Origin of the sequence: Candidatus Magnetominusculus dajiuhuensis (genome assembly GCF_046044395.1) — a bacterium.
GTDB classification, from domain to species: domain Bacteria; phylum Nitrospirota; class Thermodesulfovibrionia; order Thermodesulfovibrionales; family Magnetobacteriaceae; genus Magnetominusculus; species Magnetominusculus dajiuhuensis.
Genome location: NZ_JBJUSG010000027.1, coordinates 22888 through 31391 on the forward strand (window position 1 = coordinate 22888; position 8504 = coordinate 31391).

The 8504-nt window shown below is 41.5% G+C and carries 4 protein-coding genes; 3 read left to right on the forward strand and 1 reads right to left on the reverse strand.

Translation table 11 applies throughout. From position 1 onward, the window contains the following. Positions 1 to 40: 40 nt before the first annotated feature. Positions 41 to 1855 carry a translational GTPase TypA gene (typA, locus tag AB7D94_RS05685; protein WP_420264766.1) on the reverse strand — a complete coding sequence of 605 codons (1815 nt, stop codon included), beginning with the start codon at positions 1853 to 1855 and terminating at the stop codon, positions 41 to 43. A 605-nt stretch (positions 1856 to 2460) separates the two neighbouring features. Between typA and AB7D94_RS05690 the strand changes: the two genes are divergently transcribed. The 3 genes from AB7D94_RS05690 to AB7D94_RS05700 are packed head-to-tail and all read left to right on the forward strand — an operon-like array spanning position 2461 to position 8456. After that, on the forward strand, positions 2461 to 3144 hold the full coding sequence (locus AB7D94_RS05690) for a phospholipase D-like domain-containing protein (protein ID WP_420264767.1): 684 nt from the start codon (positions 2461 to 2463) through the stop codon (positions 3142 to 3144). A 9-nt stretch (positions 3145 to 3153) separates the two neighbouring features. After that, the gene (locus tag AB7D94_RS05695) at positions 3154 to 5904 is read left to right on the forward strand and encodes a helicase-related protein (RefSeq protein WP_420264768.1); all 2751 of its coding nucleotides are present in this window, start codon (positions 3154 to 3156) and stop codon (positions 5902 to 5904) included. Next, on the forward strand, positions 5901 to 8456 hold the full coding sequence (locus tag AB7D94_RS05700) for an Eco57I restriction-modification methylase domain-containing protein (protein ID WP_420264769.1): 2556 nt from the start codon (positions 5901 to 5903) through the stop codon (positions 8454 to 8456). Before AB7D94_RS05695 ends, AB7D94_RS05700 begins: the two co-directional genes overlap by 4 nt. Positions 8457 to 8504 lie beyond the last annotated feature (48 nt).

The window sequence follows — 8504 nt, forward strand, 5'->3', positions numbered from 1 at the left end:
GGGGTTACCCCCCCTTCGTCGTTAATCTTTTGCCCTGTGGTTACTCCTTTGCCTGTTTCAGTTTTGGGCGTTTGTTTGCCTGAAGGATTTTTTTCCTTAGGCGTATGGAGATAGGGGTAATCTCTACGAGTTCATCTTCTTTGATAAATTCAAGGGCCAGGTCGAGGTTCATCGGGCGTGGAGGGACGAGCAGAAGGGCGTCATCCGCGCCTGAGGCCCTCATGTTGGTCAGCTTTTTTTCTTTGACTATATTTACATCTATGTCGTTTTCCCTTGAGTTTTCCCCAACGATCATGCCTTCATAGACCTGTGTGTTTTCAGCGGTGAGCATTGCGCCGCGCGGCTGCAAGTGGAATATGGCATATGCCGTAGCCCTGCCCGCCCTGTCGGCAATGAGCGCGCCGGTTTGGCGTCTGGTCAGAGAACCCTGCCACGTCTCATAGCCGTCAAACAGGTGGTTTAACAGGCCTGTACCTCTGGTGTCGGTCAAAAACTGTGAGCGAAATCCTATCAATCCCCTTGATGGTATCCTGAATTCCAGCCTCACGCGGCCAAATCCATTGTTGTGCATCTTTGTCATGCGGCCTTTTCTCATTCCTATCTGCTTTGTAATCACTCCGACAAAGTCTTCCGGGATATCTATGACAAGTATTTCCATCGGCTCATGGAGGACGCCGTCAATATCCTTTGTAATCGTTGTGGGCATTGAGACAGAGAGTTCATAGCCCTCGCGGCGCATCATCTCAATGAGAATCGCAAGTTGCAACTCCCCTCTGCCCATTACTTCAAAACTGTCCATCATTGAGAAATCAACCTTTATAGATACGTTATAGAGGAGTTCCTTCTCAAGCCTTTCGCGCAGTTGCCGTGACGTAACGTATTTTCCTTCCTTTCCGGCGAACGGGGACGTGTTTACGGAGAAAACCATAGAAATCGTCGGCTCATCCACCTTAATGCGCGGCAGCGCCCGCGGGCTTTCGTAGTTTGACACCGTGTCGCCTATGTTAATGCCCTCAATGCCGGACAGGGCTATGATGTCGCCTGAACAGGCCTCTTTTGACTCTGTCCGCCCGAGACCCTCAAATGTGAACATAGACGTTACCTTTGTTTTTGATAACTCATTTTTATCCAGCAAGACCGTTACCATATCGCCTACCTTTACGGTACCGGAGAATATTCTCCCTATGGCGAGGCGCCCGACATAGTCGCTGTAGTCAATGTTTGTTACAAGCATCTGGAGGATTTCGTCTCTTTTGTCGTCCGGAGCGGGAATCCTCTGCAATATAGCCTCAAACAGGGGTTTAAGGCTGTCGGCATTATCTTCCGGGTGGAGCGCGGCAGTTCCCGCCCTGGCATTTGTATAGACAACGGGGAAGTCCAACTGCTCTTCTACCGCGTCAAGGTCAATGAACAGATCATATACCTCGTTCACGACGGCCTGAATCCTGGCGTCCGGTCGGTCAATCTTGTTTATCACAACTATCTGTGGCAGTTCAAGCTCAAGGGCCTTTTTCAGCACAAAGCGTGTCTGTGGAAGCGGCCCTTCTGAGGCATCCACTAACAGCAGCACACCGTCAACCATCTTGAGAGTCCTTTCGACCTCGCCGCCGAAGTCCGCGTGTCCAGGCGTATCAACGATATTAATCTTGACGCCCTCATAAAAAACGGCCGTGTTTTTGGCCATTATGGTTATACCGCGTTCCCTTTCGAGGTCAATGCTGTCCATAGCGCGTTCCTGAACCTTTTCATTGGAGCGAAACACGCCAGACTGTCTGAACATGGCGTCAACCAACGTAGTTTTACCGTGGTCAACGTGGGCAATTATTGCGATGTTTCTTATGTCTTGTCTTTTCATTTTTTTCCTGTTCACCTTTAGATTTAGTCTAACCCGTATATTAAACTAATTGGACATTAAGTAGCAAATTTTTTCTTGGGTTAGCGGGTAACGCAACGAGGTGTTGGATGGGATGTTCATGGGCGGGGGCGAATATTCACTCTAATTCATGAATGTTTTGTATTATCCACCCAGAAACGCTCTGGCTATATCCTCGTTTTCAAGTATCTCATTGCCTGTGGCTTCCATGAATATTCCGCCTATCTTAAAGACATACCCTCTATGGGCAATATTGAGGGCCATGCGGGCTAAAAATACTTTGAATTACTCAACGCGCGCGTCCTTATACTTGTTGAAATTCCATTTAAAATGCTATAACAAGGCATGGGTGATATAGAGAAATCTTCATATTTGCTTTGCTTGAAGAGGAAATCAAAAAGGCTTATAGGGATTCGATTAAGGTATGACATTAACCAAGGAGCGAATAAGAAGCCGTGAAAGATAATCCAAAAATCCTCGATAATTCTACACCAGAGTTTCTACTTAAAACTTATTTGACCAATCTCCTTACGTCAAATAACTATACTGAGCTGTCCGTTGCTACGGGATATTGGGATTTGCCCGGAATGCTTGAATTGCTACCTGCTCTGGAGACTTTTCTAAGTAATCCTCTTTCGACGGTAAGGTTTCTTATAGGAGAAGAACCTAAAGTCCGACAAGGCCAGTTGGACCAGTCGTTTCCTGAAGGATTTATAAAAGCAGACCTAAAGGAGCTTCCCTTTAAACCTGAATATGAAAAAGTAGCAAGTTTCTTAAATCCACATCTCGACTCCGAAAGAATCAAGGTTAGATTATATAAAAAAGCGTTTCTCCATGCCAAATGCTATATCATCGGTTCTGACAAGGAAAACTCTATTGGCATCATCGGCAGCTCGAATTTTACGAGAAGCGGCCTTATCGGCAATACGGAGTTAAATGACATTGAGTCTGACCACAGGATAGTAAATTACATTCCCCAACATGCTACTCAGAATCCAAGCCACCGTAGCTGGTTCGAGAAACTCTGGAACGATGATATGAACATCGAATGGAATCAGGCATTCAAAATGGAAGTGCTTGGCCTTAGCAAATTCGGTAACCTCACATATTCACCTTATCAGATGTATATAAGAATTCTCTATGAAATCTATGGAGAACATATAGAGATAGAAGAAGAGCTGAAGGGCGAATCAAGATTTGAAAGTCGCGTCAACCTGACGCTCTTTCAGGAAGAAAGCCTCCGCAAAGTGATGTCTAAACTTGCGAATTAAAAAATCGGCATGTGTCTTGTCGGTGATAGCGTTGGATTAGGTAAGTCATTTATTGCCCGCAAAGTCATAGAGCACTACGGCTATTATATGAGGGAAAATGCCATAATCGTTTGCCCTGCATCGCTTAGAGATGACTGGAAGGAACACTTAAAAGGGATAACAGTAAGTGCCCCTGTTTACTCTATTACTGAATTCGCACAAGAAAGCAGTTTCATGGCCATAAAAACAGAACTCCGGCAAAAAAAGCGTATATCAAAAAGCGACAACGCTATCGATTTATTAGTAATAGATGAAAGCCATAACTTTAAAACACAAGGAAGTAAGTCTTTCCAAAACCTTTTGCAGCTTCTTACCGAAAATGAATTCTGCAATAAATTACCAAAGGTTTTAATGTTATCGGCCACACCCGTGAGCAATGGAATAAAAGACCTTGCTAATCAGATTCTCCTTGCTAAGGGCGGGGACGAGAAATTTTTCGCTCATTTTGGAATCCAGAATATCATATCTCTCTTTGGAGCTACTCAGAGGGAATTTAAACTTAGGGACTCTGAGGATGTATTCGCAGACCTGTACCCTATACTCAATAAGATAATGGTTAAGAGAACGAAACATCAAGTCAAAAAGGATTTTCCTGACGCCACACTTAACGGAGAACCAATTATCTTTCCTGAGGAACGCCTTGAGAATGTCCTTTATGAATTAGATAGCAAGGAGGCAAGGCGGGCTATCAGCGACAAACTCAGGACGTATGAAAGTGAAAACAAGTTCCTATACGATTTTTTCACCAAAGAAATAACAGAAAGCGATGAGGCAATAGAGGAAAAAGAAGGAATAATAGCATTCTTTAAGTATAGAGATAAAGAGAAGAGGAAAAAAACATATCAGGTAGAGTTCGAGTCTTTATTTCATTTTATAGACATGGCGATTAAAGGTCTCAAACTGATTCCTTATAGTTATCTTACAGAAAAACTCGAAAAGACTGACGAAGAGGAATTTCAGGCTAATGCGCGTAAGAGCCTCACCGGCGTAATGAAAGTAAGCATGTTCAAGTCTTTTGACTCATCCGTTTACACATTCAAAAAACGAATTGAGAAGTATGAATTATATCTTTCGAATTTTGAGCAGTTGTTTTTTAATCATAAAAAAATCGTCAAACCAATAATTTTGCAAAAAGCTATGGTGCGCCACATGGACGAACCAGATGAGGATACACTTGATTTAATCTTTGACGAAATAGAGAAGTTTGAAATGAGAGAGCGGGAAAAGAAAAAATACGATAGCTCTTATAAAATGCAAAATCCTTACATTGAAATAGAACATAGTGATTATAAAGTAGAGAATATAAGAACGTCCATTCAGCAGGACAAAGATATTATAAATCTTATGAAGAGTATTCTTTCGAATATAAAAATTGACACTAAACTCAATCGTCTAAAGTCCTTGCTTAATAAAACACTCAAGGGCAGAAAAGTTCTCATCTTCTCATACTTTGCCACTACAATCGATTATCTGATGCAAGAGTTGAATAAATCTTTTATCGCCGAGCTTGGCCTTAGAGAAGACCAGATAGCATTTTTAAAAAGCAAGACGAGTAATAATAAACAGGTGATTGTACAGCGATTTTCGCCAAAATCTCAACAACAAATCCCAATAAACGGATTGATTAATGGACAACCGGAGTTACAAATCCTTTGCAGCACTGACGTATTAAGTGAAGGCCAGAACCTTCAGGACTGCGGAGTAATCATAAATTACGACCTTCACTGGAATCCAGTAAAGATGATTCAGAGAAATGGCAGGATTAATCGGCTTGGTTCGACATTTAACGAAGTATTTATCTATAACTTCCGTCCAGAGGCTCAACTCGACAAGTTTTTAAAACTTATGAAAAAACTACAGGATAAAATCAAGGTTATTGGTTACAGCGTTGGTATTGACAGCAGTATCTTGGGTGAGCAGATTACCGAAAAACAGTTTGGATTGATTGATAAACTTTATTCCGGTGATAAAGAAAAACAGAAACAAGCTGTTGAAGAGCTTGAGAGAGAAAATGACCTTGCATTTGACGAAGTTTTTGAAAACGACCTCAGGGAGTTTATGAGAAAAGCGCCTGACGAGGAAAAAGAGTACATTAAAAATCTCAATTTCAATAAATACTGCGGAATTCATACTTTGGAAGGCTCTGAAAAACTCCTTGCCTTCAACGTCGGTCAGGGTGAGTTCGAATTCATACGTACAAATGGAATAAAGGTATCTAAAGAGTCCAACCAGTTGATAGCATTGAGGCAAATTAGAAGTTTTGACAAGGTGCAACAAACCGAACAATTGACTTTTACTGAAAAGTTGGCGTTGGAAACTAAGGCTATGGAGATATTCAAAGCCGAAAGAGCTTACCAATCTACAATAGATGATGTTGACCTTGAATCGTTCAAGGGTGTAAAGCGTTCAGGCGGCATAACATCGCTGGCAAGGTACAAAGAAGACCTGCTAAGACTTCTGAAGGAAAACGCCGAGCGTTACTCGACAGACAACATAAACCGGATGCAAAATCTCCTCACGTCAAAAAATATTGCCGTGGATAATAGGATACGGTCATATATCAAAAAATACGAGAATCAAGTCTCAATAGACTTGCTTGATACCCTTGCAATGTTAAGCGCCAATCTGATAAAAAATGAGGTACAAAGGGAATCTCCTGAGCCTGTATTATGGTATGGCTACCACGCACTTGAGACAGGGAAGGGTTATAATAGAATATGACGATACGAGATATTGTAAGCGACAACAGCAAATTACCATACAAGGAATTGTGTGCTGCCTTGATTGAACGTTTTGGAGTCAGACAACCGGTCAACTGGGACAGTGTGCTTCCCTATGCTAAACAGCAAAATGAGTTTGGCGGTGAGACATTGCGGCTTGTTGCCGACCATCCTACCCTTGATAAACATAAGGAAATACGCCCTATATGTCTGATGAAAGGTGAGGTATCACAGCTCCTTTTCTTTTTTATGAGGATCGATGAAAAGATTTCCAAGTCTGACATCGAAAGGGTAACAAGAAAGTTTGTCGGAGGCATTGAGGCCGACAGATATATCATCTGGTTTTTTGGCAATAAAAGCGCTGATGTTTTGAAGGTTGTCATATCTGGTAAAGAAGGTAAAAAGGTACGCATTAAGACGCTTTCCTTAGAGGCTGGGAAATGGTTTAAGACGTATGATTATATCCTAACAGAAGTCGAAACAAAATTTAATACCAGTGGATTATTTCAACAGCTCAAAGAGCCGTCCGGGCTGTGGAAGGCACTATGGGAAGCCTTTGATATATCGATTGTCAATAAAAAGTTCTATGCCGAAATTAAGACTGTCTTTGACGCACTTACGGAACACTTATCTCAGTGCAAAGGCATACTGACAAATAAACAGGACAGGGTATGGTTTGCCATAAGGTTAATAGGCAGGATAATATTTTGCTGGTTTTTAAAAAAGAAGGGCATCATTTCAGACGAAGTGCTATCCTCATATGCAGTTGGAAATATCCAAGATTACTATCACAGTATTTTAGAACCTCTGTTCTTTGAAGTGTTTAATAAACCCAAGTCGGAGCGAAAAAAAGACCTTCCTGAATCAATAAAAGACTATCCGTTTCTAAATGGCGGATTGTTTGAGGCTCAGACTAACGACTATCACGGCAATTGGGCACTATATATACCGGATGACTGGTTTAAGAAATTCTTTGGAGATACTCTTGAAAAATATAACTTTACGATTGACGAAAACACATCTTCAAGCTCTGAGATAGCGATTGACCCTGAAATGCTGGGACGTATTTTTGAAAATCTTCTTGCGGAGCAAAATCCTGAAACCGGAGAATCGGCAAGGAAATCAACTGGTGCGTATTATACGCCAAGAGAGATTGTGGAATTTATGGTAGAGGAGAGCCTTATAGGGTATCTTAAAACAGTGCCTCGTGGAATGGACGAGTTATCCATGTATCCGCTAAGTAAGAAAATCAAGACAATAACAGATGAGGAAATTGCAGACTTTGTTCATACCGAGACGCCTCAGGATAGTCTGAAGCATTACGCAAAGGCATTGCTTGATAAACTTGGCGCAATCAAGGTACTCGACCCGGCTTGTGGTTCAGGAGCTTTTCCTATCAGTATGCTTCAGAAAATTACAGCACTGAAACAGCAGTTAGACCAAAAGACCAAACCTTATGAGCATAAGCTGAGAACTATTGAAAACTCAATTTATGGCGCTGATATTCAACCAATGGCTACTGAATTAAGCCGATTACGATGTTGGCTTTCTCTTATCGTCGATGCACCATCTGATGATATTAAACCGCTGCCTAATCTTGATTTTAAATTTGTTACGGCAAATTCATTGATAGATTTAGGGTATGACGAGTTTATCGAAAAAATAGAAACTGGAAAGCTCAAGGGCGGCGGTCTTCTACTTAATCCCTTTAAGACAAAACTAAAGGAATTACACGATGTCAGGCGTAAATACTTTGAGTCGTTCAATCAAAAAGACAAAGATAATTTGAAAAAAGAATTTAAGAGCATACAAGACAGCATGTTTATAATGTCATTAGAGCTAATCAAGCGTGACCTTATTGGCAAAGATTTTTTTTCAAAGAAAATAGATGGCTGGGACCCTTTTGACGATTCCAAACCAGCTCCATTTTTCAATAGAAGCTGGATGTTCGGGATTGAGGACGGGTTTGATGCGGTGATTGGCAATCCGCCATATGTGCAAATTCAAAAATTCGCACGCACTCAAACACAAAAAGACCTCGAAGGTGTAGGCTATCAAACGTTTGCCAAGACTGGCGATATTTACTGCCTCTTTTATGAACGTGCTCTCAAACTTGCGAAACAAAAAACGGGATTGCTCTCTTTTATAACTTCTAACAAATGGATGCGTGCGGGCTACGGCGACAAATTGCGTGGCTACTTTGCAAGTAGGAATCCGATAAAGTTGCTTGATTTTGGCGGTTTTAAAGTTTTTGAAGCAGCGACAGTGGACACAAATATTCTCATTATCGAAAACAAGCCGAATGAAAACAAACTCCATGCCTGTCATTTTGAAAACGACTACAAAAAGGGCGATGAACTCTCTGAATATTTCGGAAAGAATAACGTTGAGTTAAAAAATCTCTCAAGCATCTCATGGTTCATTGGAAATAGCGCCAAGATTGCCCTGAAAGCAAAAATTGAAGCTGTAGGAAAACCTTTGAAAGAGTGGGATGTGAAGATTAATCGCGGAGTTTTAACCGGCCTCAACGAAGCCTTTATCATTAATCAGTAAGCGTCAAGAAAACCCCATCTTTACAGTGGGGGTAGCAGATGTCATAAT

Coding starts and splice junctions, on each gene's coding strand:
- AB7D94_RS05690 (WP_420264767.1), top strand. CDS start 2,461: ATGCTTGAATTGCTACCTGCTCTGGAGACTTTTCTAAGTAATCCTCTT.
- typA (WP_420264766.1), bottom strand. CDS start 1,855: ATGAAAAGACAAGACATAAGAAACATCGCAATAATTGCCCACGTTGAC.
- AB7D94_RS05695 (WP_420264768.1), top strand. CDS start 3,154: ATGTGTCTTGTCGGTGATAGCGTTGGATTAGGTAAGTCATTTATTGCC.
- AB7D94_RS05700 (WP_420264769.1), top strand. CDS start 5,901: ATGACGATACGAGATATTGTAAGCGACAACAGCAAATTACCATACAAG.